Genomic DNA, 24,822 nt, shown 5'->3' with positions numbered 1-24,822 from the left:
CGCCGCTGATGCTCATGTGCTGACCTTGACGCCGGCAATGTAGCGATCGATCACCGTCGGCAATACCGTCAGCGGCACGCCGCCGCTTTTCACCAGCGCATCGTTGAAGCCAGCCAGGTCGAAATGGGCGCCCAGCGCCTGTTTCGCGCGGTCGCGCTGGCGCAGGATTTCGTTGTGTCCCATCTTGTAGCCGCAAGCCTGTCCCGGCGACACGCAGTAGCGGTCGACTTCGCTGGTCATGGCGGCGACGCCGCGGCCGCAGTTTTCGACCATGAAGCGGATTGCTTGCTGGCGCGTCCAGTTCATCGCGTGCAGGCCGGTATCGACCACCAGGCGGCAGGCGCGGAACTGCTGCGCCTGCAGATAACCGATCTGGCTGAACGGATCGTGCGCATAGATGCCGAACTCGTCCACCAGCTGCTCGGCATACAGGGCCCAGCCCTCGATGAAGGCGTTGAAGCCCATCATGGAAGTGATCAGCGGCAGCTCCACATGGCGTTCCGCCAGATACGCGCCCTGCCAGGTATGGCCGGGAATGCCTTCGTGCGCGGTGAGCGTGGCGATTTCCGATTTCGGCCAGAGCGTGGTCGATTTCAGGTTGATGTAATAGATTGCCGGCCGCGAGCCGTCCAGCGCCGCGAAATTCATGTAACCGAGCGCGGCGCCGGCTTCGATATCGGGCGGCACGCGCTTGATGATCAGCGGCGCCTTCAGGTCCAGGTGCGAGATCTTCGGCATCAGCAGGCGCACCGCGGCGACTCGCTCGTTGCAGTAGGCGATCAGCTGCTCGCGGCCCTGGTCGTCGTCGGCATAGAAGCGCTTGGGATCCTTGGACAGCGCCAGCAGGCGTTCGCCCACCGTGCCCTGGCTGATGCCCTGCGCCTTGAGGATGGTGTCGATGCGCGCCTGCAGCGCCTTGTTCTGCTCCAGGCCGATGGCGTGGATTTCCGCGGCGCTGCGGGTAGTGGTGGTGCCCAGCTTCAGCGCCCATTCGTAATACGCGGCGCCGTCCGGCAAGCGGTGCACGCCGGCCACGTCGCTGGCTTTGGCGGTGGCTTTGGAAAAACTGGCGATCTGCCGTTCCAGCGCCGGATACACCTTGCCGTTCACCAGCGCCGTCGCGCGCGCTTCCCAGTCGCCCTCGATGCCGAGCTCGCGGGTGCGGCGGGCGATCGACGTCACCAGCTTTTGCTTTGCTGCCGGCGTGTTGCGATAGTTCTGCAGCTGGGTCAGCGCGGTGCGGGCAATGAAATCGGGCGGCATGACGCCTTTGCCGGCCTGTTCTTCGATGCGCGCGCTTTCCTGGTCGAGCAGGCGCGCCATCGCCGTCACCCGTTCGAGATAGGCTTCCGCGTCGGCGGCGTTGGCGATGTGATGCTGCGAATCGAGGAATTCAGGCACGGCGATCAGCGCGCCATCCTGCTGCGTCACCGGGAAAGGATTGGTGCCGCCGTAGAAGCCGCTGGCGGCGCCGCCATAGGAAAAGCGCAGGCCGTCCACGCCTTCGTTGGCGGCGTAGCGCACGCTGTCGTAGCGGGTTTGCGCATCGGCGCTGAGCTTGGCGCGGTCCACCGCATGCATGCGCGCCAGCATCGATTTCACTTGGCTAGCCCATAGCGCGTCGCCGGCCGGGGATGCATCCTGCAAGCGCGACTTGAGCGCGGCGCGGGTGCCGGAATCGAGACCCAGCGCAGTCGCGGAAGTCGGCGACAGGCGCAGGATTTCCTCGGCAAAGTCGGCCAGCATGCCGTTGAATTTCTGGTCGGCAGGGCTGGCGTCCTTGCCCTGGGCGCGGGCGATGCCGGGCAGGGCGGCGGCTGCAGCCGCGGAAAGCGCGCTCAGCAGCACATCGCGGCGGCGGCGGGAAAAGGTCTGGAATGTCTCGTTCATGGAATCCTTTGTATTCTGCGAAAAAGAATGGCTATGAGAGTCTATCTCAAGATTGCTCGGCCAGTTTCTTGAGGGCCGCCAGCACATCGGGAAAATCACCGGTCACCATCGGACCGATGTCAGCGGCGTCCGGTCCGCTGATCTCCGTGCTGTAGATAATCCTGGTGCGGCCGGACGGCAGCGGCGCCAACTTGTGACTGACCAGCACCCGGGTTTCATCCACCACGGTCTCGTCGATGAAGCTTTCGTTGGGTTTGACCTCGGTCAAGGTGCTGGTCAGGGCGTCCTGCCCGGGCGGCTGCATCGTGAAAGTCGTGCCTGCAACGAACGGTCCGTGCAATTCGATGCTCTCGATGCCGGCGTTCCAGTCCTTCCAGCGCGCGACGTCGGCGAACAGCGCCCAGACGCGGGATGGAGCGGCGCTGGTTTCGATGCTTTCTTCATGAGTCCACATAGTCTTCTCCGTGCGATATGAAGTTGAAAGGCTAATTGACGCAACTCGGATACGGCGCTGCTTCGCCAGCCACAATCGGGCAAAGCTTGATCGGGTTCAACTGCTTGAATTTCTCTGTCCATTTGCCCACATCGATGGCAAGCGGCGTGGCGGACACCGCGCCGCGTTCTGCCCATTGAATCGTGTAATAGTCGCTGCTGCCTTTGATCACCGCGATCACTGCCGCTTCGCTGGTTTTACCGGCCGTGGCAGGAGAAGTGCCGCAGGAGGCGACCAGGACGAAGGCGTCGCGCTCGCTGATCTTGCCGATGCCGATTTCCTGGCCGCTGAACGAGGTCGGGCAGGCGCGCTGGAAGCCGGCGGCCATGTTTACCGCGAAGGACTGCGGCGTGACTTTTGGATTCAACGCCAGGTCCTTGAAGCCGGTGACGGTGATCATCTGGGTCCATTCATCGACATTTTCTTTTTCCGGCACCGCTTCCCGGATATAGCGCGGGCCCTGAGTGTTTTCAAATGCGGTTTTGAAGCCGGACGGGAAAGGGACTACCAGCAACTGGCTGAAAATCGGCGCAATCGATTTTACTGAAGAGCCTTGCTGGCGGTATTGCTCAATGGTCTTGCCGGCGTCGGCGGCATGGGCGAAAGATACGCATGCCGATAGGGCCAGCACGATTCCAGTCTTGTTCATGTTTTCCTCGCAAACGCCTGGGGTGGTCCGGGATATCCGCTCCCATCAAGCGATCAATGCTGGCGCCATGATAGGTCCGCCATTTTCAAAATGCAACTTTCAAAAAAATACCCCGCCGTTGAAAGGGCGGGGTAGTCATGCGGCCGGCGTCAGCATACGCGGCGCCGGCTGCTCTGTCTGCTTAAGCCAGCACGCGGCGCAGCCAGTTGCCGATATCGGCGACTTCTTCGGCGCAAACCGAGTGCTGCATCATGTATTCATGCCATTCCACGCTGTAGCCCAGTTGCTGCAGCAGGTCGCGCGACATTTCCGCGCGGTTGACCAGCACCACCGGGTCGGCGCGGCCATGGGCCATGAAGATCGGCGTGTGCTGGTTGGCGGCGTGGCGTTCGGCGGCGATCTTGTCGTTCAGCGGCAGGTAGCCGGACAGGCACATCAGGCCGGCCAGCTTTTGGGGGTAGCGCAAGCCGGTCTGCAGCGTCATCGCGCAGCCTTGCGAAAAGCCGGCGAGGACGATCTTGTCGGCGGCGATGCCGAGCGCGATCTGTTGCGCGATCAAGGCTTCGATGTCGGCTTGCGACTTGCGCAGGCCGCCTTCGTCTTCGCGCCGCACCAGGTCGGTGGTGAGGATGTCGTACCAGGCCGGCATTACGTAGCCGTTGTTGATGGTCACCGGGATCGCCGGCGCGCTCGGGAAGACGAAGCGGATGCCGGGGCAGCCGCCCAGGTCCAGTTCCTTGACGATGGGGACGAAATCCGAGCCGTCGGCGCCGAGGCCGTGCATCCAGATGACAGCGGCAGTTGGTTTTTCAGAAGTGGAAATTTCCAGGGTTTCGAGTGTGCTTGACATGGGTTGGTCCGGATCTTGATTGAAAAATTAACGGGAAAACGGGGATGGCGGCAGCTGCTCAGATCACCATCAAATCCTTGCCGACGATGATCTCACCGCTGAATTGCTTGCGCGCTTCAGCCGACCACATCTCATCGGTGATGCCTGGGTCGCCGCCAGGCACGAAGTGGCTCAGCACCAGCGTCTTGACGCCGGCGCGCGCCGCCGCCAGGCCGACTTGCGCGGTGCTGGTGTGGCTCTTCACCAGGTGATCGAGCAGGGTCGGGGCGTTGTCGACAGTGCGCATCAGCTTTTCCAGCGCCGGCAGGTACATCACTTCGTGCACCAGCACGTCGGCGCCCTTGGCCAGCTGGATCAGGTTGTCGTTGTAGGCGGTATCGCCTGAGAACACGACCGAGCGGTCCTTGCTGTCGAAGCGGTAGGCGAAGGCCGGCTTGAGCGTGTAATGGTCGACCAGGGCAGCGGTGACCTTGACCTGGTCGTTTTCCAGCACCACGCGCGGGCCGCTGAATTCATGGATCTTGACCAGGGGCCGCAGCGGCGGCCGGCCTTCTTCCTTGATGCGGACCGCGATGTCGATGGCGTTCATGCGGACGAAGTCGTCCATCATGCGGCGCATGCCCGGCGGCCCGTACATCTGCACCGGCGTCGCCAGGCCGGTGGCCCAGGCCAGCAGCACCAGGTTGCCGAGGTCGGCATTGTGGTCGGAGTGCTGGTGGGTCAGGAAAATGTCGCGGATCTGCGGCAGCTTGACGCCGGCCTTGACCAGCTGCTGGGCGACGCCGTTGCCGCAATCCACCACATACGGCTGGCCGTCGATCAGCAGGACATTGGCCGGCGCTGCGCGCAGGGCGGACGGTGTCGGGCCGCCCTTGGTGCCGAGCAGGATCAGGCGCGTGCCCTTGTCGCCGGCGGCCGCCAGCGGCGCGGCGGCCTGCGCCTGTGCCAGCCACGGCAGCGCGGCAGCGCTTCCTGCGGCCAGCGCCAGTTGCATGAAATTCCTGCGCGTACCTTGCCGTTGCGGCTTGTCGATCATCGGTTTCTCCAGTGCCGGCCAGGCGGCGGTTTTATTGCGCAATGCCCTTGAGGCATTGTGCGACGATGCCGGCGGCGCCGGCCTTTTGCTGCCAGGCCGTGACCTGGCTGGCCGCCGCCTTGCGCAAGCTGTCTTGCAGCTCTTGCGCCGGCGCCAGGTTGAGCGTCATCTTGTGCTCGCGCATGCGGCTGTAATTTGCTTCGATGCGGTCCTTGACCTTGCTCCAGGAAGCGTCCGCAGTGCGTTTGGCCGCCTCGCTCAGCAGGGCTTGCTGCTCAGGCTTCAGCTGCTGCCAGACATCCTGGTTGATCACGGTGTAGCTGAGCGGGATGGCGTAGCTGATGGCGCTGAAGTTGCCCAGCTGATCCCACAGGCGGTTGCCGGCGCCGCCGTCGCCGGAGGACAGCACGGCGTTCAGTTCGCCGGCAGCGAGCTTGGCAGGGACTGCCGAAAAAGGCAGGTTCTCACTATGGGCGCCGACCTGCTCGAACACGGCGCGGCTGTTGTCGTCATAGGTGCGGATGCGCAGCGCCTGCAACGCCGCCAGGCCAGTGACGGGCGCGGCCGACCAGATGCCCGATGGCGGCCATGGCGTGACATACAGCAGGTGTGCGTTCAGCTTGCGCAGATGCCGTTCTACAGCGGGCTGGGCGCAGCTTGCCAGCGCCCTGGCATCCTCGAAGCTGCTGACTGTGAACGGCAGCGAAGACAGCAGGAAGAACGGATCGCTGGCGCCGGCGATGCCGGCAAACAGCGTCGCCATCTCGACTTTGCCGTCGCTCAGCGCGCCGACCTGGGCGCTGCCTTTGAAGGGATTTTGCGCTTCCTGCTCGGTGACGATTTCCAGCGTCTCCGCCGGCAGCGCCGCGGCCAGCTGCCTGACGGTGTCGGCAAACTGCAGGTCGGCGGCTGCGGTGACCGAAGTCGCCGGATACTCGTTGATCAGGCGCAGGGTTTGCGCCTGCACCGGCGCGCTCAAGCTGAGCGCCAGCAGCGGCAGGAATAAAGCGCGGTTGAAACGGGGTTTGCTTTGCTTGCTGAATTTGCTGAAAGCCGCTGGCGACATCGATGCTGTCCGCTGAGAATGGTTGGATAAAGAAGGCGCCTAGACAGGCTTGATTGCCGATTTCGGCCGGAACGCCTTGCAGACTGCTTCATTGGTTTCGATATACGGACCGCCGATCAGGTCGATGCAGTAAGGCACCGCGGCGAAGATGCCGGACACCTTCTGCTTGCCGTCGGCATCCTTCAAGCCTTCGAGGGTTTCCTTGATGGCTTTCGGCTGTCCCGGCAGGTTCAGGATCAATGCGGCATGGTCGGCGGTTTCGCGTATCACGGCGACTTGCCGCGACAGGATCGCGGTCGGCACGAATTGCAGGCTGATCTGCCGCATCTGTTCGCCGAAGCCAGGCATCTCCTTGGTCGCCACCGCCAGCGTTGCTTCCGGCGTGACGTCGCGCCGGGCCGGGCCGGTGCCGCCGGTGGTCAGCACCAGGTCGCAATGATGCTGGTCTGTCAACTCGACCAGGGTTTGCTCGATCAGCGCGCGCTCGTCGGCAATCAGGCGGGTTTCCACCTGCCACGGGCTGGCCAGCGCAGCCGCCAGCCAATCCTGCAGGGCAGGGATGCCCTGGTCCTGGTATACCCCGCTGCTGGCGCGGTCGGAAATCGATACGAGGCCGATTTTCAGGCCCGCGGCCGGCGTTGGCGCAGGATTAATTGTGCTCATCTTGCTCGTCGTCGTCTTCGGCGTCGATTTCGTCCTGGCTAGCCGAAGATTTTTGCAATTCCTTCAGCAACTGGAAAATCTCGCGATACGCTTTCGGCGGCTTGTTCTCGGCCTGCTCCTTGCGGGCGTTGCGGATCATGGTGCGCACATGCTGCACGTCCAGTTCCGGATGGTGCGCCAGCAGCTCGGTGAGCGCGCCGTCGTCCTTCAGCAGGCGGTCGCGGTGGCGCTCCAGCGCATGCATGGCGGCGGTGTCGGCTTTCGACAGGCCGCGCCAGCTATCCAGGGTTTTCTGGATTTCGGCGATTTCGTGCGGCTCCAGGCTGCGCATTTTCTTGCCGACGTACTGGGTCTGGCGGCGGCGTCCTTCGTGGTCCTTGATCTGCTGGCATTCGAGGATGGCGTCGCGCACATCTTCCGGCATCGGCACACGCTTGACGCGGTCGCGCGATTCGGCGATCAGTTCTTCGCCGAGCTTCTGCAAGGCAGTCATCTCGCGCTTGAGCTGGGACTTGGAGGGACGGTCGTATTCTTGTTCGAACTCGCTGGACTGAAAGCCGCAGGAGCCCCGATTGGGATTTGGCATGATGTAAAGGGTGCTTCCATACTGTAAACGACTGCTATGATAACCGTTTTATACCTAATTCGAAGAAAACCGACCCATGAGCGACTCCGTATTTACCCATAGTCAAGCCCAATTACAACAGCTGGCGCAGGATGTCTTGCGTTATGCGCGCGAAAAAGGCGCTTCCAACGCCGCCGTTGAAATCAGCGAAGGCAGCGGCTTGTCGGTGGGCGTACGCAAGGGCAGCGTCGAAACGATCGAGCAAAACAAGGACAAGGGCATGGGCGTCACCGTCTACCTGGGCGAGGAAGGCCATACCCGGCGCGGCAATGCCAGCACCTCGGACTTTTCCGCCAAAGCCTTGCAGGATACGGTCGAAGCGGCCTATAACATTGCCCGTTTCACCGCCGAAGACGACTGCGCCGGCTTGCCGGACGTTGATACTTTGGAAATGAATCCACGGGATTTGCAACTTTGCTCGCCGTGGCTGATTTCGGCCGAAGAGGCGGTGGAGCTGGCGAAACGTTGCGAGGCGGCAGCATTTGCCGTCGACAAGCGCATCACCAACAGCGAAGGCGCCGGCGTCTACGCCCAGCAATCGCACTTCGTCAGCGCCAATTCGCGCGGCTTCATGGGCGGCTACCCGTTCTCGCGCCACACCATTTCGGTGGCCCCCATCGCCGGCAAGGGCGGCAACATGCAGCGCGACGACTGGTACTCTTCCATGCGCGACCCCAAGCAGCTGGCCAAGCCGGAAGCCATTGGCCGCTATGCCGCCGAGCGCGCCCTGGCGCGCCTGAATGCGCGCCAGCTGGATACGTGCAAGTGCGCGGTGCTGTTCGAAGCGCCATTGGCGGCTGGTTTGCTGGGCGCTTTCGTGCAGGCGGTGTCGGGCGGCGCGCTGTACCGCAAGTCCTCGTTCCTGCTGGACAGCCTCGGGCAGCAGGCATTTGCGCCGCATATCCAGATCGTTGAAGATCCGCACGTGATCGGTGCGGTCGGTTCCGCGCCTTTCGACGAAGAGGGCGTCAAGACCCAGCGCCGCGACGTGGTCAAGGATGGCGTGGTGCAGGGTTACTTCCTGTCGACCTATTCGGCGCGCAAGCTGGGCATGAAAACCACCGGCAATTCGGGCGGTTCGCATAACCTCAGCATGACTTCTTCGCTGACCAAGGCCGGCGACAATTTCAAGGCGATGCTGAAGAAGCTCGATACCGGCTTGCTGGTCACCGAGCTGATGGGGCAGGGCACCAACTACGTCACCGGCGATTACTCGCGCGGCGCTTCCGGCTACTGGGTGGAGAAGGGCATCATCCAGTATCCGGTCGAGGAAATCACGATCGCCGGCAACATGAAGGACATGCTGGCGCAGATCGTCGCCATCGGCGCCGATACCCTGATCCGCGGCACCAAGCAGACCGGTTCGGTGCTGATTGAAAGCATGACGGTCGCCGGCAATTGAACCGCGCTTAAAAAAGCGCCGTCTCGGCGACCCCGTCCAGGGGCGCGAAAGAGTTATCCGCTGCGCTAGCGCACTGAGCGATACAGCCCCTTGCGGCCGCGCTTGCTCAGCACCAGCTGCCACAGCTGTCCCTGGCCTGAGCGGAAAAAGCCGGCCGAGGACAGGATGAAGTATTTCCACATGCGGTAGAAGCGCTCGCCGTACTTGTCTTGCAACGTCGGCCAGGCCTTCTCGAAATTGTCCCACCACGCCATCAGCGTGCGGTCGTAGTCCTGGCCGAAATTGTGCCAGTCCTGTATCAGGAATTTCCCTTCCAGCGCATACGTGATTTCCTTGGCCGAGGGCAGGTGGCCGTTGGGGAAAATGTATTTGTCGAGCCAGACGTCGCGCTTTTTCTCGGTCTCGTAATTGCCGATGGTGTGCAGCAGGAACAGGCCGTCCGGCTTCAGCAGCCGGGCGACGACATCGAAGTATTCGTCGTAATTTTTTGCGCCCACTGCCTCGAACATGCCGACTGAAACGATCTTGTCGAATTGCCCTGCGAGCTCGCGGTAGTCGATCAGTTCGATCTGGACCGGCAGCCCGGCGCATCGTTCCTGCGCCAGTTTCTGCTGCTCCTTCGAAACCGTGATGCCGACCACTTCGGCCTGATAGTGTTGCGCCGCATGGCGCGCCAGGCCGCCCCAGCCGCAGCCGATATCCAGCAGGCGCTCGCCCGGTTTCAGTTCCAGCTTGCGGAAGATCAGGTCGAGCTTGTGCAGCTGCGCCTGTTCCAGGTTCTCGGCCTTGGGCCAGTAGCCGCAGGTATATGTCATGCTGGAATCGAGCATCTTTTCAAACAGGTCGTTGCCGATGTCGTAGTGCTGCTCGCCGACCTGGAAGGCGCGTTTGCGGCTTTGCAGGTTGAAGAATTTCTGTCGCAGGATTTCCAGGAAGAAGCCGATTTTTGCCGGGCCGACCACTGTTTGCTCCAGGTCGTGGCTGGTGACCCTGAAGAAGAACTCATCCAGCTGCTCGCAATCCCAGTCGCCATCCATATACGACTCGCCAATGCCAAGCTCCCAGGTCGCAAACATCTTTTGAAAGAACGCCGGGTCATGGATCTGCATGTCCCAGGGCTGGTCGCCGTTGAGATGGATGCCGGCGTGTTCAAACAATTGGCTGATGATTTTCGCGCTGTTCGTATCCGGGATCCTTGGCGTCGGCTGGCCGGCTTTCACATTGCTCATGCAGTGTCCCTTTTTGGTTGGAGTTATTCGTACACGGATGGAATCTTTGCGTGGAGCGGCTTTTATGAGCGGAATTCTTGTCATGGAAGCTTGGGAGTAAAGGGTAGCACCGCTTTACCGGATTTTGGTTAAGAAAGCATTAAGTTCCTCGGAATTAACTTTTACGGCAAAAAAGCAAGCGCTTGCGCAAGCGCTTGCTTTGCACTAGTATTGGTCTCAAATCAGGCCGCCGACTGCATTTTCCGGCCGCGGCGACCTAGGTAAAAAAGCAAGAGCGCCAGGAGACAAATGAAAATACCGTATCGCGACGAGGTGATCCGACCTCGTTGTCCTTTGTCAAAAAATATCAATATTGATCATTCGCTCTCGCCGGAGCTTTGCCGGTCACTGGCGATTGCTTGGCAGTGGGCCGATGCCCGCATCTTGCTATCCGTGTTTTTATTTTGGGTTGAGCATTCATTCAAACTGAGGGGCCGCCTATGACGCCAGCAACCACACCCATCCTGGAGATGCGCGGCATTTCCAAGACTTTCAGCGGTTTGCGCGTATTGAAAGAAGTCGATCTCACGGTCTACGCCGGCGAGGTGCATGCCCTGATGGGCGAGAACGGCGCCGGCAAGTCGACCTTGATGAAAGTGCTGTCCGGCGCCCATGCCGCCGATGCCGGCGGCGAAATCCGCATCGACGGCAAGACGGTCGCCAATTACGGCCCGCGCGCGGCCAAGGAGCTGGGCGTGGCGGTGATCTACCAGGAGCTGAGCCTGTGTCCGAACCTGAGCGTGGCGGAAAACATCTATCTGGGCCGCGAGCTCAAGCGCGGCTGGACGGTCGACCGCAAGGCGATGGAAGCCGGTTGCGTCGATGTGCTGACGCGCCTGGGCGCCGACTTCGGGCCGCAGACCAAGGTCAGCAGCCTGTCCATCGCCGAGCGTCAGCTGGTGGAAATTGCGCGCGCCATCCATGCCCATGCGCGCATCCTGGTGATGGACGAGCCCACCACGCCCTTGTCTTCGCGCGAGACTGACCGCCTGTTCGCCCTGATCCGCCAGCTGCGCCAGGAGGGGCTGGCGATCGTGTACATCAGCCATCGCATGGCCGAGATCTATGAATTGTCCGACCGCGTCTCGGTGCTGCGCGACGGCAAGCATGTCGGCATGCTGCCGCGCGCTGATCTTTCGGCCGAGGCGCTGGTGAAAATGATGGTCGGGCGCGATCTTTCCGGCTTCTACAAGAAGGAACATGCGCCCTACGATCCCGGCAATGTGGTGATGCGGGTGCGCGACATGGCCGACGGCCGCCGCGTGCGCGGTTGCGGCTTCGACCTGCATGCAGGCGAGGTGCTGGGCATCGCCGGCCTGGTCGGCGCCGGCCGGACCGAGCTGGCGCGCCTGATCTTCGGCGCCGATCCGCGCATCGCCGGCACGCTGGAAGTGGCCGGCCAGGCGGTCGCCAGCCTGCGCAGCCCGACCGACGCCATCCGCGCCGGCGTGGTCTACCTGACTGAAGACCGCAAGGCGCAAGGCTTGTTCCTCGACATGAGCGTGCGCGACAACATCAATGTCTGCGCCTGCGTGCCGGATTCCCGCTACGGCGGCGTGCTGGACCGCAGCCGCGGCGCCCGCCGCTCGGCAGAGGCGATCAGGTCGCTCTCGATCCGGGTCGCTTCCGGCGCCGTCAACGTCGGCGCGCTGTCCGGCGGCAACCAGCAAAAGGTGCTGCTGGCGCGCCTGCTGGAAATCAAGCCGCATGTGCTGATCCTGGACGAGCCTACGCGCGGCGTCGATATCGGTTCCAAATCAGAGATCTACCGCATCGTCAATGAACTGGCCAAGGCCGGCGTCGGCGTGGTGGTGATTTCCAGCGAACTTCCGGAAATCGTCGGCACCTCGGACCGCGTGCTGGTGATGCGCGAAGGAGAGCTGGTGGCGGAACTTGGCGGCCATTCGGGACGCGAGATCAGCCAGGAAAACATTATCGAACTGGCCACCGGCGCGCAGCAGGTAGAGCCGCAGGCGGCTTGATCGGCAGGCCGCATCAGCGAAGGACGGCAATCATGAACCAGAACAGCAAGGAGACAATGATCATGGAAGCAAGCAGCAAGATCACGGCCGAGACCATCGGCAAACGCGAGCAACTGCGCGGTGTGCTGCGCACGGCCGGCATGCTGCCGGTGCTGTTGCTGCTGGTGCTGGGTTTCGCCCTGATGAGCGAAAACTTCTTTACCGTGCAGAACCTGTCGATCATCACCCAGCAGGCCTCGGTGAATATCGTGCTGGCCGCCGGCATGACTTTCGTGATCCTGACTGCCGGCATCGATCTCTCGGTGGGCGCGATCCTGGCGGCCTCGGCGGTGGTGGCGATGCTGGCTTCGCTGTCGCCGCAGTTCGGCATGCTGGGGATCGCCGCCGGCGTCGGCTTCGGCCTGCTGCTGGGCTTGGCCAACGGCGTCCTGATCGCCTTCATGCGGCTGCCGCCTTTCATCGTCACGCTCGGCGCCCTGACCGCCATGCGCGGCCTGGCGCGCCTGCTGGCGGACGACAAGACGGTGTTCAACCCGGACCTGCCGTTCGCCTTCATCGGCAACGATTCAGTGCTGGGCGTGCCCTGGCTGGTGATCATCGCGCTGGTGGTGGTGGCGCTGTCCTGGTTCATCCTGCGCCGCACCGTGATCGGCGTGCAGATCTATGCGGTCGGCGGCAACCATGAGGCGGCGCGGTTGTCCGGCATCAAGGTATGGAAGGTGCTGCTGTTCGTGTATGCGGTGTCCGGCCTGCTGGCCGGCCTCGGCGCCGTCATGACGGCTTCGCGCCTGTCAGCCGCCAACGGCTTGCAGCTGGGGCAGTCTTACGAACTGGATGCGATTGCGGCGGTGATCCTCGGCGGCACCAGCTTTACCGGCGGCGTCGGTTCCATCGGCGGCACCCTGATCGGCGCCCTGATCATCGCCGTGCTGACCAACGGCCTGGTGCTGCTGGGCGTTTCCGATATCTGGCAATACATCATCAAGGGCATCGTGATCATCGGCGCGGTGGCGCTGGACCGCTACCGGCAGTCGGGTGCGCGCACTTAACTGATTTGACAGACCACCGGGGACGGCAAGCTGGTCGCTGCCCCTGGATTTCCATATGACCGGCAACAGGAGATCAAGCATGATGAAAAAATTCGCTTTAGCCGCAATACTGCCGTTGACGCTGGCGTTGACTGTCTCGGGCGCAGTGCAGGCGCGTGAACTGAAAGCAGTGGGCATCACCGTCGGTTCGCTCGGCAATCCGTATTTTGTGACGCTGGCCAATGGCGCCAAGGCCAAGGCGCAGCAGATCAACCCGAACGTCAAGGTCACGGCGGTGTCGGCCGACTACGACTTGAGCAAGCAGTTTACCCAGATCGACAACTTCATTTCCGCCGGGGTCGACCTGATCCTGCTCAACGCCACCGATCCGGTCGCCATCGAGCCGGCCATCAAGAAAGCGCAGAAGGCAGGCATCGTGGTGGTAGCGGTGGACGTCGGCGCCAAGGGCGTCGATGCGACGGTGCAGACCGATAATGAACAGGCCGGCCGGCTGGCTTGCAAGTACCTGGTCGACAAGCTGGGCGGCAAGGGCAACGTGATCATCCAGAACGGACCGCAGGTGACGGCCGTGACCGACCGCGTCAAAGGCTGCAAAGCCGTATTCGCTGCCGCCCCCGGCATCAAGATATTGTCCGATGACCAGGATGGCAAGGGTTCGCGCGAAGGCGGCCTGAATGCCATGCAGGGTTATCTGACGCGCTTCCCGAAAATCGACGGCTTGTTCACCATCAACGATCCGCAAGCGATCGGCAGCGATCTCGCCGCCAAGCAGCTCAAGCGCAGCGGCATCGTCATCGCTTCGGTCGACGGCGCACCGGATATCGAAGCCGCGCTGAAGTCAGGCCCCTCGATCCAGGCTTCCGCCAGCCAGGACCCATGGGCCCAGGCGCAGGATGCGGTGGCCATCGGCTACGACATCCTGAACGGCAAGCGTCCCGCCAAGCCGGTGGTTTTGCTGGCGCCGGTGCTGATTACTCATGATAATGTCGCTAGCTACAAAGGCTGGTCCAGCGCGCGCTGATGTAAAGAGGGCTGCTGCCGGAGCGGGATTGCCGGCAGCCGCCGGTCTGAAGAGGAGGAGAATAATTGGCTACGATGGATGATGTCGCAAGAATCGCGAAAGTGTCGACTTCGACGGTTTCGCATGTCTTGAACGGTACGCGCAAGGTGCGGCCGGCGACGGTGCGCGCGGTGGAGGCGGCGATCCAGGCGCTGGGCTACATACCCAACACGCTGGCGCGCTCGCTGGCGCGCTCCACCTCGAACACCATCGGCGTCGCCATTTCCGCGCTCTCCAATCACTATTTCAGCGAAACCGTGCACGCCATCGAAACCGAATGCGCCAAGCACGGCATCATGATGCTGTATGTCGATACCCGCGACGATCCGGAACAGGAACTGCGCGCGGTCAAGGCGCTGCATCACCGGCGCGTGGACGGCATCCTGCTGGCGCCGTCCGCCGATCCGCAGCACCTGGCGCTGGAGTACCTGCGCGCCAACGATATCCCGGCGGTGCTGGTCGACCGCCTGATGGCGCAGGGTTTTGACCAGGTCGGCGTGGAAAACAAGAAATCCTCGCAGCAGCTGGTCAGCCACCTGGTCGAGCACGGCCATCGCCGCATCGCCCTGATCGCCGGCCGTGCCGGCCTGACCACCACCGACGAACGGATCGACGGCTACCGCGCCGCGCTGGCTGCCGCCGGCCTGCCGTTTGACGCAGCGCTGCTGGTCAACGGCGAATCGGCCAGCGAACCGGCGCGCAGCGCCACCCGCCATTTGCTGAGCCTGGCGGAGCCGCCGACCGCGATCATGGCCGCCAACAACCTGATGACCATCGGCGCCATGCACGCGCTGCGCGACGCCAGGATCGATGTGCCGGAGCAGATCGCGCTGGTCGGCTTCGACGATTTCGACTGGGCCGACTTCTTTGTGCCGCGCCTGACGGTGATGGCGCAGCCGGTCAAGGAGCTGGGCATGCGCGCCGTCAAACTGCTGATGAAGCGCATCGAAGAGCCGGACGGCAAGAAGCAGACAGTGCGGCTGGCGCCGACGCTGCGGGTCCGCAATTCATGCGGCTGTCTTTGAACATTATTTCACCGGAAAGCAACATCTATGGGTAGTCCCATCTCTCTCGGGATTGATCTCGGCACGTCGGAACTGAAAGCCGTGCTGCTGGACGAATGCGGCACGGTGCTGGCGCATGCCGGCGCCAGGCTGAGCGTCTCGCGGCCGCAGGCCGGCTGGTCCGAACAGGATCCGGAAAGCTGGTGGCAAGCCTGCCTCTCGGCCTTGCAGCAATTGCGGCAATCCCAGCCGCAGGCCTATGCCCGGGTCTGCTGCATCGGCCTGTCCGGCCAGATGCATGGCGCGGTATTGCTGGACCAGGCGGACCGGGTGCTGCGGCCAGCCATCCTGTGGGACGATTCGCGCGCCATTGAGCAGGCGCAATGGCTGCAGCAGCGGCACCCTGAGTTTTCTGCTGTCACCGGCAGCCTGCCGATGGCCGGCCTGACGGCGCCCAAGCTGCTGTGGCTGCGGCAGTACGAGCCGCAGGTTTTCAGCGAGATTTCCTGCATCCTGTCGCCCAAGGATTACCTGCGTCTGTGCCTCACCGGCGAACGCATCAGCGATGTCTCCGATGCCGCCGGCACGCTCTGGCTGGATGTGGAAAAACGCGACTGGTTTGAGCCGATGGTGCAGGCTTGCGGCTTGCAGTTGAAGCAGCTGCCGCGGCTGGTGGAAGGTTCCGAGGTCTCGGCCGGACTCTGCGCCGCCGCGGCAGGGCAGCTTGGACTGCGCGAGCAGTTGCCGGTGGCCGGCGGTGGCGGCGACAATCCGGTATCGGCTGTCGGCATCGGCGCCATAGCCGCCGGCCACGGCTTCATCACGCTCGGCACCAGCGCCGCCATCGTCGCCATCACCGGTCATGCTGCCGGCAATCCCGCCAGCGCGGTCCACAGTTTTTGCCATGCGCTGCCGCAGCGCTGGTACACCATGGGAGCGATGCTGGCCGGCGCCAGCTGCCTGCGCTGGGCCACCGGCCTGCTGGGGCAGCCGAATGAACAAGCCTTGCTGCAGCTGGTGCAAGCCGGCTTGCCGCAGACGCAGCCGGTGGCGGCCGGCGTTCCCTTGTTCCTGCCGTATCTGGCGGGCGAGCGCACGCCGCATAACGATCCTCTGTTGCGCGGCGGCTTCATGAACCTGGGCTACGACAGCTCGCCGGCGATGCTCGGCTATGCGGTGCTGGAGGGCGTCGGCTTCGGCTTGCTGGATGCGCTGCATGCGGTGCAATCGGCCGGAGCGGCGGTCGGCGCCTGTGCGCTGGTCGGCGGCGGCGCCCGCAGCAACTATTGGGCGCAATTGCTATCCAACATCCTCGACCGCGAAATCCATACCCTGGCGGGCAGCGAGCTGAGCGCTTGCATAGGCGTCGCCAAACTAGGTTTCCTCGCCTATGGGCAGGGCGCTGATTTGCTGGCGAGCGGCATGCCAGTGAAAGAGCGCTTCCTGCCGGTTGCCGCGCAACAGCCGATGTTGCAAGAGCGCTATCAGAAATTCCGTGGACTGTTGGCAGCGGCGCAAGCCCTGCACGATTGATTTTTAAATATTTACAAGGAAAAGGCTTAACCATGAATCAGCTGGAACAATTGAAGCAATACACCACGGTCGTTGCCGACACCGGCAATTTCAAGCAGCTGGCGCAATTCAAGCCGCGCGACGCCACCACCAATCCTTCGCTGATCCTGAAGGCAGTCCAGCAAGCCGACTACGCGCCCTTGCTGGCCGAGACCGTCGCCACCTACGCGGACAGCAAGCTGGACCAGATCGTCGACCAGGTGCTGGTGCGTTTTGGCCTGGAAATCCTGAAAGTGGTGCCGGGCCGTGTCTCTACCGAAGTCGATGCCCGTCTCAGTTTCGACACCGCCGCCACGGTGGCGCGCGCGCGCCGCATCATGGCGCTGTATGAAGCGGCCGGCATCGGCCGCGAGCGGGTGCTGATCAAGATCGCCTCGACCTGGGAAGGGATACAGGCGGCGCGCCTCCTGGAGCTGGATGGCATCCGCTGCAACCTGACGCTGCTGTTTTCCTTCTGCCAGGCAGTGGCTTGCGGCGACGCCAAGGTGCGCCTGATTTCGCCGTTCGTCGGCCGCATCTACGACTGGTACAAGAAATCGGCCGGCGCGGCCTGGGACGAGTCGGCCAACACGCTGGCCAACGATCCGGGCGTCAAGTCGGTAGCGCAGATCTACAGCTACTACAAGCGCTTCGGCATAGAGACAGAAGTGATGGGCGCGAGCTTCCGCAACGTCGGCCAGATCGCCGCGCTGGCCGGCTGCGACCTGCTGACCATCAGCCCGGAACTGCTGGCGCAGCTGCAGGCCAGCGACGCCGCCTTGCCGCGCGCGCTGGACAAGGATGCCGCTGCCGGCGCCGATCTGCAGGCGGTCAGCTACAACGAAGCGGAATTCCGCTTCGCCCTGAATGAGGATGCGATGGCGACGGAAAAACTGGCGGAGGGGATACGCGGCTTTGCCGCCGATGCGATCAAGCTCGACAAGATCATCGAGGGCTTGATCGCATCAGCGCACAAGTAGGCGCACAAGTAAGCGCGCAAATAAACGAGGCGGCGGGCGCTCAGGCCGCCGTGTCGTCTTTCAATACCCGCTGGCGCCAGCGCCAGTTGAGCAGTCCGAGGGCTAGCACGGCATGCAGCAGGGCGACGCCGAGCATGGTCCAGGCGCTGCCGAGATGCAGCGGCATGAAAAATATCGCCAGTCCCTTCAATCCCAGCACGCGCGCCATGAACGGCAGCAAGCCGTTGATCACCGCCAGGTACAGGATGGTGGTGGCGCCGGCGCGTTTGCCTTTGCCGGAAAAGGCGAAGAACAGATAGACGCAGCTATCGCGCAGCAGCATCAGGGCCAGCGTCACAGCCAGCAAGGGACTGTAGGCGAAGCTCGGCGGCAGCTCGAACGGCGGCGTCTGGCCATTGCTGACCAGGAGCAGCAGGGCAAAGCAAAAACTCAACAGCAGCGTGCTGGGCCAGATCGGCAGGCTGCGCAGGAAGCCCTGCCAGTTGCCGGATTCAATGCGGGCAACGATACGCTGCCAGAGCGCGATATCGTTTTCTTCCGTGAACAAGGCGGCATAAGTCATCGCCATGGCCAGCAGCAGGCCTATCCACAGCAGGCCGACGCCGTCGGCAAAACCGGCCAGGTAGGCGGCCAGCAGGCAGCAGCCGAGCGGCCAGGCCCAGGGCATGGTGCTGATCTGCAGCGCGCTGTTCATGCTGCGCCAGGCGGCAAAGACGGCCAGCGCGGCCAGGAACACCATGCTGGCCAGCAAGAAGGGGCCGTAGGAAAAGGCCGTGCCCCACCACTGGATGGTGGTGTCGAGGCGGGAACGGAACGGCGGCGCGAACATGACCGCGATCACCACCACTGCCCAGGCGATGCCGCCGCGCTGCACGGCGCGAATGTCGCTGCGCATCAGGTGCAGGTTGAGGGCGATGGTGGCGGCATGCATCAGGATGCCAAGCGCCACCAGCGTCAGGCCCGCGCTCAGGGTCATGCTGCGTTCGCCGGCAATTGCCGTGACTGCAAACGCCGCCAGGCAGATGATTCCGCCATACCAGTTGAAGGCGGTGGCGCCAAACAATTTACCCCAGGTCATGGTCCATGGATCGAGCGCGCTCATGCGCTGCTGGTCCCAGGTCTTGTCGCGGATCTCATCGATCACGGCATTGCTGGCGTTGCGCGTGCCCCACAGGCAGACGATGCCGGCGAACAGGATCAGCGCCATGCTGTCGAGCGCAACGCCGCCGGGAAAATTGGCGGCGGCGATGCTGAGCGTGAAGAAGACCAGCCCGAGGATGGCTGGCATGGCGATCAGGCGGTGCAGGGAAAACTGCAGCCACAGGTTACGTTTGAATTCAGGATTGATCACGATGCGCTCCCGGCTATGCTTTGGCGGTTGGTTTGTCCGTTCTGTCCATTCTCGTACGTCGCTACCGAGCGCAGATAGGATTGCTGCAGGTTTTCCTTTTGATCGGCCAGGCCGCAGACGGGCAGCCCGGCGCCGACCAGGCGCGCCAGCAGGGCGGCCTGGGCGTGCTCGTCGCCGCTGAAATTGAAGTCGGCGCTGCGTTCGTCGCTGGCGCTGACTTGCAGCGCCGGCTCGGCCGCCAGCAGTGCTTGCAAGCGGGGGTCCGGCTGCGCCAGCGTCAGCCGCAGCGAGCGTTGCGGGGATTGTCCCAACGCCGGCTGGCTGCCGTTATGGAGCAGGGCGCGGTACTCCAGCACGCGGCCCTCGCGCAGCGCCAGCATGTGGGTAGAGTATTCATCCAGCTCGGCCAGGATATGCGAGGACACCAGCAACGTCATGCCGTTGGCTTGCAGCTGGCGGAACAGGCCCGCCAGGCTGGCGCGCGCTTCCGGGTCGAGGCCAGAGGCCGGTTCGTCCAGCAGCAGGATCTTCGGTCCATGGATGATGGCCTGGCCGATGGCGACCCGCTGGCGCAGGCCGCGCGACAGTTTGTCGCAGGTCTGCTGCAGGCGGTCGCTCAATCCCAGCTGGCGCGCGGTGGTCTGTATCGCCTGCGGGATGTCCGGCGCCGGCAAGCCTTGCGCCGCCGCCGCATATTCAAAGCACTGGGCCACGGTCAGCGCCTGGTACAAGCCGTAGAAATCGGACAGGTAGCCCATGATCCTATGTACTGCACGCGGCTGTTCCAGCACGTCCATGCCGGCCACGCTGATGGACCCGGCGAGCGGGGTTTCGAGGCCGGCGATGCAGCGCATCAGCGTGGTTTTGCCGGCGCCGTTGGAGCCGACCAGCGCGGTCACGCTGCCGGCTTCCACTTCCAGGCTGACCTGGTGCAGCGCGCGGTGGCCGGGATAGTCGAAGGTAAGACCAGAGATTTTTATCATGGGAGTCGATCTTATCGAGATATAGAGACGGTGTGGACATGATAGCAATGTAAGTTGGCAATAATAAAGCAATCCGCGCCGGAAGCCGCAAATTGCGCCCGGCAACACGTTGTATCAATAGGCTGCCAGCTGTTACCAAATGATTCACCTGCCGCATTGGCATGGCAACTCCGGTTAAATACGCGTTTTGATCCGAGGAGACTGCAATGCAGGGAAAGCCGCTGTCATCAACCTTGAAGCTTGCTTCACTGGCCGTCATGGCGAGCCTGAGCCTGGGGCTGGCGACGCCTGCGACGGCGTCGCCGGTGATGGATTTTCGCACCGAGGATCTGTTGTCGGTAGCCGACGGCCTGAAGGACGATCTGCACCTGAACCCGAACCAGCAAACCTTGTGGCGCCAGCTCGAAGGAAAGTCGCGCGCGATCATCAACGAGCGCGAAAAGCGGCAGCACCTGATCCAGGCGAACATGGCGAACGGCTTGAATAACCCGGCGCTCGACCTGCGTCAGCTGTCGGCCGCGATCGACGCGGAATCGGCCTTGTCAGGCCAGGACGGGCGCCAGCTGCGCGAGCTGTGGCTGACCATGAACGATGCGCTCGACGACCAGCAGCTGCAGACGGCGAGGGCTTTCCTGGCGGACCGGCTGCAACGAGTCGATGTGGCGTCCTGCGACCGCAGTTCGGCGGCGCCCAAGGATAAATCGTCCGGCAAGGGACGCGGCAGGGGAATGGGCGGCGGTTTGTAATGTCATGTGAAATTGTTGAACGTCATTTTTTGTAAGTTTTTTTTCGGCCGGCGGCATTTAACAAAAATTTGCAAATTGCCATGCTTTGATCGCCTCGTGTCCGTACTTTCTCCTCTAGAATGTTTGCAGCCGCTCTGGCTGATGTCTATCAATGCATCGTCGATCTGATCGATGGCTTATCTAGTGGATGGTGGAATGCGGTTAAAACGGATTAGTGGTTTGCTGGTGCTGTGCGCGGTAATGGGATTGAGTGCTTGCAGTTCGGTATTGACAGAAGGCAGTTCCGCCGCCGCCGGCGTTGCCGGCACTGCGCTGGCGGGCAAGGTGACCAATAACGCCGCGGTGGCGACCGGCATCGGTCTCGGTGTGCAGGCGGCGGCGCGCGCAGGCTTGCAATATGAGCAGCGCAAGATACACGGCGAAGAGCAGGACAGCATCGCCAAGGCCGCCGGCGAACTGGCGGTCGGCGCCGTCGGCAAATGGCAGGTCAGGCACTCCTTGCCGATCGAAGATAATCTGCGCGGCCGCGTCACGGTCAGCCGCGTCATCAGCACGGAAGGCATGAGCTGCAAGGAAATCGTGTTTTCCGTCGATGGCCTGGTGGACCAAGTCAACAAGCCGGACAGCGAGTTTTATGTGGCCACTGTCTGCCGCGCCGGCCAGGGCTGGAAATGGGCCTCGGCCGAACCTGCGACCGAACGCTGGGGAGCTTTGCAGTGATGCCGCTGCCGCGCTTGCCGCGTAATGCGATCGCCGCCGCTGCCGTGCTGCTGGCGACGCTGACGATCAGCGGCTGCAGCAGCATCGGCGGTTTTGCCGGCGCTGCCGCCGGCGTCGCCAGCGGCGCCGTCACTTCCAATCCTGCGGTCGGTTACGCCATCGGCATCGGCGTCCAGGCGGCCACCGACGCCACCACCAAATACATCTTCCGCAACTGGCAAAAGGGCGAACAGGATGAGATCGCCGCAGTCGTCGGCAACCTCGATGTCGGCCACGCCAGCCGCTGGGCGATCGTGCACCAGATCCCCTATGCCAACGAGCACGGCGAAGTGCGCGTGGTGCGCCTGATCGATACGCCGCTGGCCGTGTGCAAGGAAGTCATCATGTCGGTCGACAGCGGCGAAGGCGACCAGCTCAAGCGTGCCTGGTACACCGGCAGCGCCTGCCGCAGCAACGATATCTGGCGCTGGGCGGTGGCCGAGCCGGCGGTTGAACGCTGGGGCAGCTTGCAATAAATCCGCGCGGCAGCGATGCCTGGAAAGATCGGTCGCCGCCTGCATGACAGCTATTCAGATGAAATGTATAGTGTGCTGATTCTTTTCAGGATCAAAAAATGACCGCACCTTCAAAAACCCCGTTGCAGGTTGTGCAGGCGCAGCTTGATGCCTACAACGCTAAAGACATCGATGCCTTGCTGCTGGCCTATGCGCCCGACGCCGAACAGTACGCGCTGCATGGCGAACTGCTGGCGCGCGGACAGGAACAGATGCGCCAGCGTTTCCTCGCCAGGTTCGCGGAACCCGACTTGCATGCGCGCCTGCTCAATCGTACCGTCATGGCGAACGTCGTGGTTGACTACGAACTGATCACCCGCAATTTTCCTGAAGGCGTCGGCACGGTGGAGATGATCTGCGTCTATGAAGTGGCGAACGAACGGATCCAGAAGGCTTCCTTCGCCGTTGGCAAAACCAGGCTGAACCCCCGTCCTTGAACCCGGGTTAGCGCTTCATCCATCTGGATGCCGGCAGTGCCGTGCGCTCAGCCGCCCAGATACGCTTCCAGCACCTTCGGATTATCCAGCAGCCTGCTGCCGCTGTCGGCCAGCACGATCTTGCCGTTTTCCAGCACATAGCCGTGCTGGGCAATCCGCAGCGCCTGGCGGACGTTCTGTTCCACCAGCAGTATCGTCAGTCCGGTGCGGTTGATTTCCTCGACGATGCGGAAGATTTCCTGCACCAGCAGCGGCGCCAGCCCCATCGACGGTTCGTCCAGCAGCAGTACGCGCGGCTTGGCCATCAGGGCGCGGGCGATGGCCAGCATCTGCTGTTCTCCGCCCGAGAGGTTGCCGGCCAGGCCATCCTTGCGCCGCTGCAGCACCGGGAACAGGGAATATACCCACTCCAGGTCCTTGGCGATATTTTCCTTGTCCTTGCGGGTGTAGGCGCCCAGCGCCAGGTTTTCGGCGATGCTCAGCGTGGTGAGCGTGGCGCGGCCTTCGGCGACCTGCACCACGCCGCTCTGGACGATCTTGTGCGGCGACAGCCGGGTCAGGTCTTGCTGCCCGAGCAGCACCTGCCCGCGCTGCGGCTTGAGCAATCCCGAAATGGCCAGCAGGGCGGTGCTCTTGCCGGCGCCGTTGGCGCCCACCAGCGCGGTGATTTCGCCTTCGTTGAGGACCATGTCGATGCCCTTGACGGCTTCGATATGGCCATAGGAAACCGCCAGGTCCCGCACTTGCAGGATAGGCGCCGGGTTGTTGTTTGCGGTAGCCGTCATTCGCTGTCTTCCTTGCCCAGGTAGGCTTCGATCACTTCCTGGTTATTCTTGATCTCGTCCGGACTGCCTTCGGCGATGATGCGGCCGAAGTTGAGCACGGCGATGCGGTCGCACAAGCCCATCACGAAGCGCATGTCGTGCTCGATCATGAAGATGCTGAAGCCGCGCTGCTTGATATTCAGGATTTCCGTCATCAGTTCGGTTTTTTCGGCGGGATTCATGCCGGCCACCGGTTCATCCAGCAGCAGCAGTTTCGGCTTGGTCGCCAGCGCCCGGGCGAACTCCAGCTTGCGCTGTTCGCCGTAAGACAGGCTGTCAGCCAGCATCTGCGCCTTGTGGTCCAGGCGCACCCAGGACAGCAGTTCCAGCGCCCGTTCGCGCGCCTGCGCTTCTATCCTGCGGTAGCTGCCGAGATTGAGCAGCGCGCTGCCGAAGCTGTAATCCATATGGTCGTGCATGCCGACCACGACGTTTTCCAGCAGCGTCATTTCCTTGAACACGCGGATGTTCTGGAAAGTGCGGGCGATGCCGCGCTCGGTGATCTTGTGCGGCGCCACCTTGCCGATATCCTCGCCGTCCAGCGCAATGACGCCGCCGGAAGCGCGCAGCAAGCCGGTGATCAGGTTGAAGACGGTGGTCTTGCCGGCGCCGTTCGGGCCGATCAGGCCGAAGATGCCGCCTTGCGGCACATTGAAATTAACGTCCTGCAGCACCTGCAGGCCGCCGAAGTTCTTGCTGATGTTCTTGAGTTGCAGCATTAGTCGAAGCCTCCCGCTTGCGGCTTGCGCTGAGAAAAAGTGCTAACCCAGGTACGGATCCGGCGCGGATCCCAGATGCCCTTCGGCAGGTACAGGATCACCAGCACCAGGATCAGGCCGTTGACCACCGAGCGGTAGCTGTTGAAGTCGCGCAGCGCTTCCGGCAGCAGGGTCAGCAACATGCCGCCCAGGGTCGGGCCGACCAGGCTGCCGGTGCCGCCGAACACCGCCATCGTCAGGATCTCGACGGCGTTTTCGAAAGCATAGTTGCCGGGGCCGATGGTGAAGGTGTAATGGGCGTTGAGACCGCCGGCGACGCCGGCGATGGCGGCGCCGATCACGAACGCCAGCAGCTTGTAGCCAGCGACATTGACGCCCATCAGGCGCGCCGCCACTTCGTCTTCCTTGATGGCTTCGAAGGCGCGGCCGATCTTGGAGCGGCGCATGCGCGCCAGGATGTACAGCGTCAGCCCCAGCAGCAGCACGATGTGCCACCATTCGGTCTTGAGCGGGATGCCGTTCAGGCCGAGCGGGCCGCCGGTGATGTCCATGTTGAGCACCACCACCCGCACCACCTCGCCGAAGCCGAGGGTAGCCATCGCCAGGTAGACGCCGGACAGGCGCAGGGTTGGGATGCCGATGATCAGCGCCACCAGCGCCGGCAGCACGCCGCCGACCGCCAGCGCGACCGGGAACGGCAGGCCGGTCTGCATGCTGATCAGCGATGCGGCATAGGCGCCGATGCCCATGAAGGCAGCATTGGCCAGCGACAGCAGGCCGCAGGAGAGGGTGACGTAGATAGAGAGCGCCAGCATGGCGTTGACGCCGAGGCTGAAAATCACGGTGTTATAGGTCGACCAGAAACCGTCCCACCAGTCGATGAAGCCGGCCGCGCCGATCGTTGTCAGCAGTTCAGTCAT

Annotated in this window: 25 protein-coding genes; 11 read left to right on the top strand and 14 right to left on the bottom strand. The window is 63.0% G+C overall.

The window, feature by feature from the left end; all coding sequences use genetic code 11:
- Positions 1–12 precede the first annotated feature (12 nt).
- From KHU30_RS08590 to yjgA, 8 genes are all read right to left on the bottom strand, one after another.
- Positions 13–1,890: a DUF885 domain-containing protein gene (locus KHU30_RS08590; RefSeq protein WP_211442112.1), complete on the bottom strand. Its 1,878-nt coding sequence runs from the start codon at positions 1,888–1,890 to the stop codon at positions 13–15.
- 46 nt (positions 1,891–1,936) lie between these two features.
- Positions 1,937–2,344, bottom strand: a complete 408-nt coding sequence (locus KHU30_RS08585; protein WP_211442111.1) for an SRPBCC family protein — start codon at positions 2,342–2,344, stop codon at positions 1,937–1,939.
- A gap of 31 nt (positions 2,345–2,375) precedes the next feature.
- Entirely contained in the window at positions 2,376–3,032 is a 657-nt protein-coding gene (locus KHU30_RS08580; protein ID WP_211442110.1) for a hypothetical protein, read from the bottom strand.
- Between the two features lie 181 nt (positions 3,033–3,213).
- On the bottom strand, positions 3,214–3,882 hold the full coding sequence (locus KHU30_RS08575) for an alpha/beta hydrolase (protein ID WP_211442109.1): 669 nt from the start codon (positions 3,880–3,882) through the stop codon (positions 3,214–3,216).
- Between the two features lie 58 nt (positions 3,883–3,940).
- Complete coding sequence (locus tag KHU30_RS08570) at positions 3,941–4,876, bottom strand: MBL fold metallo-hydrolase (RefSeq protein WP_211442284.1); 936 nt, start codon at positions 4,874–4,876, stop codon at positions 3,941–3,943.
- Between the two features lie 73 nt (positions 4,877–4,949).
- Positions 4,950–5,984 (bottom strand): TRAP transporter substrate-binding protein, encoded by a 1,035-nt coding sequence (locus KHU30_RS08565; protein WP_211442108.1) that lies wholly within the window; start codon positions 5,982–5,984, stop codon positions 4,950–4,952.
- Positions 5,985–6,023: 39 nt separating this feature from the next.
- A complete protein-coding gene (gene mog, locus KHU30_RS08560) occupies positions 6,024–6,647 on the bottom strand; it encodes a molybdopterin adenylyltransferase (RefSeq protein WP_211442107.1) in 624 nt (207 codons plus the stop codon).
- Entirely contained in the window at positions 6,634–7,233 is a 600-nt protein-coding gene (yjgA, locus tag KHU30_RS08555) for a ribosome biogenesis factor YjgA (RefSeq protein WP_211442106.1), read from the bottom strand. Before yjgA ends, mog begins: the two co-directional genes overlap by 14 nt.
- Positions 7,234–7,309: 76 nt before the next feature.
- Here yjgA and pmbA point away from each other — a divergent pair, with 76 nt between their 5' ends.
- On the top strand, positions 7,310–8,674 hold the full coding sequence (gene pmbA, locus KHU30_RS08550; protein ID WP_211442105.1) for a metalloprotease PmbA: 1,365 nt from the start codon (positions 7,310–7,312) through the stop codon (positions 8,672–8,674).
- A 65-nt stretch (positions 8,675–8,739) separates the two neighbouring features.
- Here the strand turns inward: pmbA and cfa are convergent, their stop codons facing one another.
- Positions 8,740–9,903, bottom strand: coding sequence for a cyclopropane fatty acyl phospholipid synthase (cfa, locus tag KHU30_RS08545; RefSeq protein ID WP_211442104.1), 1,164 nt, complete (start codon positions 9,901–9,903; stop codon positions 8,740–8,742).
- A gap of 479 nt (positions 9,904–10,382) precedes the next feature.
- Here cfa and KHU30_RS08540 point away from each other — a divergent pair, with 479 nt between their 5' ends.
- From KHU30_RS08540 to tal, 6 genes are all read left to right on the top strand, one after another.
- Complete coding sequence (locus KHU30_RS08540; protein ID WP_211442103.1) at positions 10,383–11,924, top strand: sugar ABC transporter ATP-binding protein; 1,542 nt, start codon at positions 10,383–10,385, stop codon at positions 11,922–11,924.
- Between the two features lie 32 nt (positions 11,925–11,956).
- Complete coding sequence (locus tag KHU30_RS08535) at positions 11,957–12,973, top strand: ABC transporter permease subunit (RefSeq protein WP_211442102.1); 1,017 nt, start codon at positions 11,957–11,959, stop codon at positions 12,971–12,973.
- A gap of 79 nt (positions 12,974–13,052) precedes the next feature.
- Positions 13,053–13,994 (top strand): ABC transporter substrate-binding protein, encoded by a 942-nt coding sequence (locus KHU30_RS08530; RefSeq protein WP_230427237.1) that lies wholly within the window; start codon positions 13,053–13,055, stop codon positions 13,992–13,994.
- A gap of 74 nt (positions 13,995–14,068) precedes the next feature.
- On the top strand, positions 14,069–15,058 hold the full coding sequence (locus KHU30_RS08525) for a LacI family DNA-binding transcriptional regulator (protein WP_230411364.1): 990 nt from the start codon (positions 14,069–14,071) through the stop codon (positions 15,056–15,058).
- Between the two features lie 39 nt (positions 15,059–15,097).
- Complete coding sequence (xylB, locus tag KHU30_RS08520) at positions 15,098–16,570, top strand: xylulokinase (protein ID WP_407928046.1); 1,473 nt, start codon at positions 15,098–15,100, stop codon at positions 16,568–16,570.
- Positions 16,571–16,602: 32 nt separating this feature from the next.
- Entirely contained in the window at positions 16,603–17,568 is a 966-nt protein-coding gene (tal, locus tag KHU30_RS08515) for a transaldolase (RefSeq protein ID WP_211442099.1), read from the top strand.
- Positions 17,569–17,608: 40 nt separating this feature from the next.
- Here the strand turns inward: tal and KHU30_RS08510 are convergent, their stop codons facing one another.
- Complete coding sequence (locus KHU30_RS08510) at positions 17,609–18,919, bottom strand: hypothetical protein (protein ID WP_211442098.1); 1,311 nt, start codon at positions 18,917–18,919, stop codon at positions 17,609–17,611.
- Positions 18,916–19,902, bottom strand: a complete 987-nt coding sequence (locus tag KHU30_RS08505; protein ID WP_211442097.1) for an ABC transporter ATP-binding protein — start codon at positions 19,900–19,902, stop codon at positions 18,916–18,918. The genes KHU30_RS08510 and KHU30_RS08505 overlap by 4 nt, the downstream gene beginning before the upstream one ends.
- A 206-nt stretch (positions 19,903–20,108) precedes the next feature.
- Here KHU30_RS08505 and KHU30_RS08500 point away from each other — a divergent pair, with 206 nt between their 5' ends.
- From KHU30_RS08500 to KHU30_RS08485, 4 genes are all read left to right on the top strand, one after another.
- On the top strand, positions 20,109–20,648 hold the full coding sequence (locus KHU30_RS08500) for a hypothetical protein (protein WP_211442096.1): 540 nt from the start codon (positions 20,109–20,111) through the stop codon (positions 20,646–20,648).
- A 195-nt stretch (positions 20,649–20,843) separates the two neighbouring features.
- Entirely contained in the window at positions 20,844–21,368 is a 525-nt protein-coding gene (locus KHU30_RS08495) for a hypothetical protein (protein ID WP_211442095.1), read from the top strand.
- Entirely contained in the window at positions 21,368–21,883 is a 516-nt protein-coding gene (locus KHU30_RS08490) for a hypothetical protein (protein WP_230427293.1), read from the top strand. Before KHU30_RS08495 ends, KHU30_RS08490 begins: the two co-directional genes overlap by 1 nt.
- A gap of 98 nt (positions 21,884–21,981) precedes the next feature.
- Positions 21,982–22,359 carry a nuclear transport factor 2 family protein gene (locus KHU30_RS08485; RefSeq protein WP_211442093.1) on the top strand — a complete coding sequence of 126 codons (378 nt, stop codon included), beginning with the start codon at positions 21,982–21,984 and terminating at the stop codon, positions 22,357–22,359.
- Positions 22,360–22,406: 47 nt separating this feature from the next.
- On the opposite strand, the gene KHU30_RS08480 is transcribed toward KHU30_RS08485, so the two are convergent.
- The 3 genes from KHU30_RS08480 to KHU30_RS08470 are packed head-to-tail and all read right to left on the bottom strand — an operon-like array spanning position 22,407 to position 24,822.
- The gene (locus KHU30_RS08480; RefSeq protein ID WP_211442092.1) at positions 22,407–23,144 is read right to left on the bottom strand and encodes an ABC transporter ATP-binding protein; all 738 of its coding nucleotides are present in this window, start codon (positions 23,142–23,144) and stop codon (positions 22,407–22,409) included.
- Positions 23,141–23,902, bottom strand: a complete 762-nt coding sequence (locus tag KHU30_RS08475; RefSeq protein WP_211442091.1) for an ABC transporter ATP-binding protein — start codon at positions 23,900–23,902, stop codon at positions 23,141–23,143. Before KHU30_RS08475 ends, KHU30_RS08480 begins: the two co-directional genes overlap by 4 nt.
- Positions 23,902–24,822: a branched-chain amino acid ABC transporter permease gene (locus KHU30_RS08470; protein WP_211442090.1), complete on the bottom strand. Its 921-nt coding sequence runs from the start codon at positions 24,820–24,822 to the stop codon at positions 23,902–23,904. Before KHU30_RS08470 ends, KHU30_RS08475 begins: the two co-directional genes overlap by 1 nt.

Origin of the sequence: Collimonas humicola, from assembly GCF_018304945.1 — a bacterium.
Lineage (GTDB): Bacteria > Pseudomonadota > Gammaproteobacteria > Burkholderiales > Burkholderiaceae_D > Collimonas > Collimonas humicola.
This window is presented reverse-complemented; position numbering and strand designations above follow the sequence as displayed.

Coding starts and splice junctions, on each gene's coding strand:
- KHU30_RS08530 (WP_230427237.1), top strand. CDS start 13,053: ATGATGAAAAAATTCGCTTTAGCCGCAATACTGCCGTTGACGCTGGCG.
- KHU30_RS08500 (WP_211442096.1), top strand. CDS start 20,109: ATGCAGGGAAAGCCGCTGTCATCAACCTTGAAGCTTGCTTCACTGGCC.
- KHU30_RS08505 (WP_211442097.1), bottom strand. CDS start 19,902: ATGATAAAAATCTCTGGTCTTACCTTCGACTATCCCGGCCACCGCGCG.
- KHU30_RS08495 (WP_211442095.1), top strand. CDS start 20,844: ATGCGGTTAAAACGGATTAGTGGTTTGCTGGTGCTGTGCGCGGTAATG.
- KHU30_RS08490 (WP_230427293.1), top strand. CDS start 21,368: ATGCCGCTGCCGCGCTTGCCGCGTAATGCGATCGCCGCCGCTGCCGTG.
- pmbA (WP_211442105.1), top strand. CDS start 7,310: ATGAGCGACTCCGTATTTACCCATAGTCAAGCCCAATTACAACAGCTG.
- mog (WP_211442107.1), bottom strand. CDS start 6,647: ATGAGCACAATTAATCCTGCGCCAACGCCGGCCGCGGGCCTGAAAATC.
- KHU30_RS08580 (WP_211442110.1), bottom strand. CDS start 3,032: ATGAACAAGACTGGAATCGTGCTGGCCCTATCGGCATGCGTATCTTTC.
- KHU30_RS08585 (WP_211442111.1), bottom strand. CDS start 2,344: ATGTGGACTCATGAAGAAAGCATCGAAACCAGCGCCGCTCCATCCCGC.
- KHU30_RS08485 (WP_211442093.1), top strand. CDS start 21,982: ATGACCGCACCTTCAAAAACCCCGTTGCAGGTTGTGCAGGCGCAGCTT.
- KHU30_RS08525 (WP_230411364.1), top strand. CDS start 14,069: ATGGATGATGTCGCAAGAATCGCGAAAGTGTCGACTTCGACGGTTTCG.
- KHU30_RS08565 (WP_211442108.1), bottom strand. CDS start 5,984: ATGTCGCCAGCGGCTTTCAGCAAATTCAGCAAGCAAAGCAAACCCCGT.
- KHU30_RS08535 (WP_211442102.1), top strand. CDS start 11,957: ATGAACCAGAACAGCAAGGAGACAATGATCATGGAAGCAAGCAGCAAG.
- KHU30_RS08540 (WP_211442103.1), top strand. CDS start 10,383: ATGACGCCAGCAACCACACCCATCCTGGAGATGCGCGGCATTTCCAAG.
- yjgA (WP_211442106.1), bottom strand. CDS start 7,233: ATGCCAAATCCCAATCGGGGCTCCTGCGGCTTTCAGTCCAGCGAGTTC.
- cfa (WP_211442104.1), bottom strand. CDS start 9,903: ATGAGCAATGTGAAAGCCGGCCAGCCGACGCCAAGGATCCCGGATACG.
- KHU30_RS08480 (WP_211442092.1), bottom strand. CDS start 23,144: ATGACGGCTACCGCAAACAACAACCCGGCGCCTATCCTGCAAGTGCGG.
- tal (WP_211442099.1), top strand. CDS start 16,603: ATGAATCAGCTGGAACAATTGAAGCAATACACCACGGTCGTTGCCGAC.
- KHU30_RS08470 (WP_211442090.1), bottom strand. CDS start 24,822: ATGACTGAACTGCTGACAACGATCGGCGCGGCCGGCTTCATCGACTGG.
- KHU30_RS08475 (WP_211442091.1), bottom strand. CDS start 23,902: ATGCTGCAACTCAAGAACATCAGCAAGAACTTCGGCGGCCTGCAGGTG.
- KHU30_RS08590 (WP_211442112.1), bottom strand. CDS start 1,890: ATGAACGAGACATTCCAGACCTTTTCCCGCCGCCGCCGCGATGTGCTG.
- KHU30_RS08570 (WP_211442284.1), bottom strand. CDS start 4,876: ATGCAACTGGCGCTGGCCGCAGGAAGCGCTGCCGCGCTGCCGTGGCTG.
- KHU30_RS08575 (WP_211442109.1), bottom strand. CDS start 3,882: ATGTCAAGCACACTCGAAACCCTGGAAATTTCCACTTCTGAAAAACCA.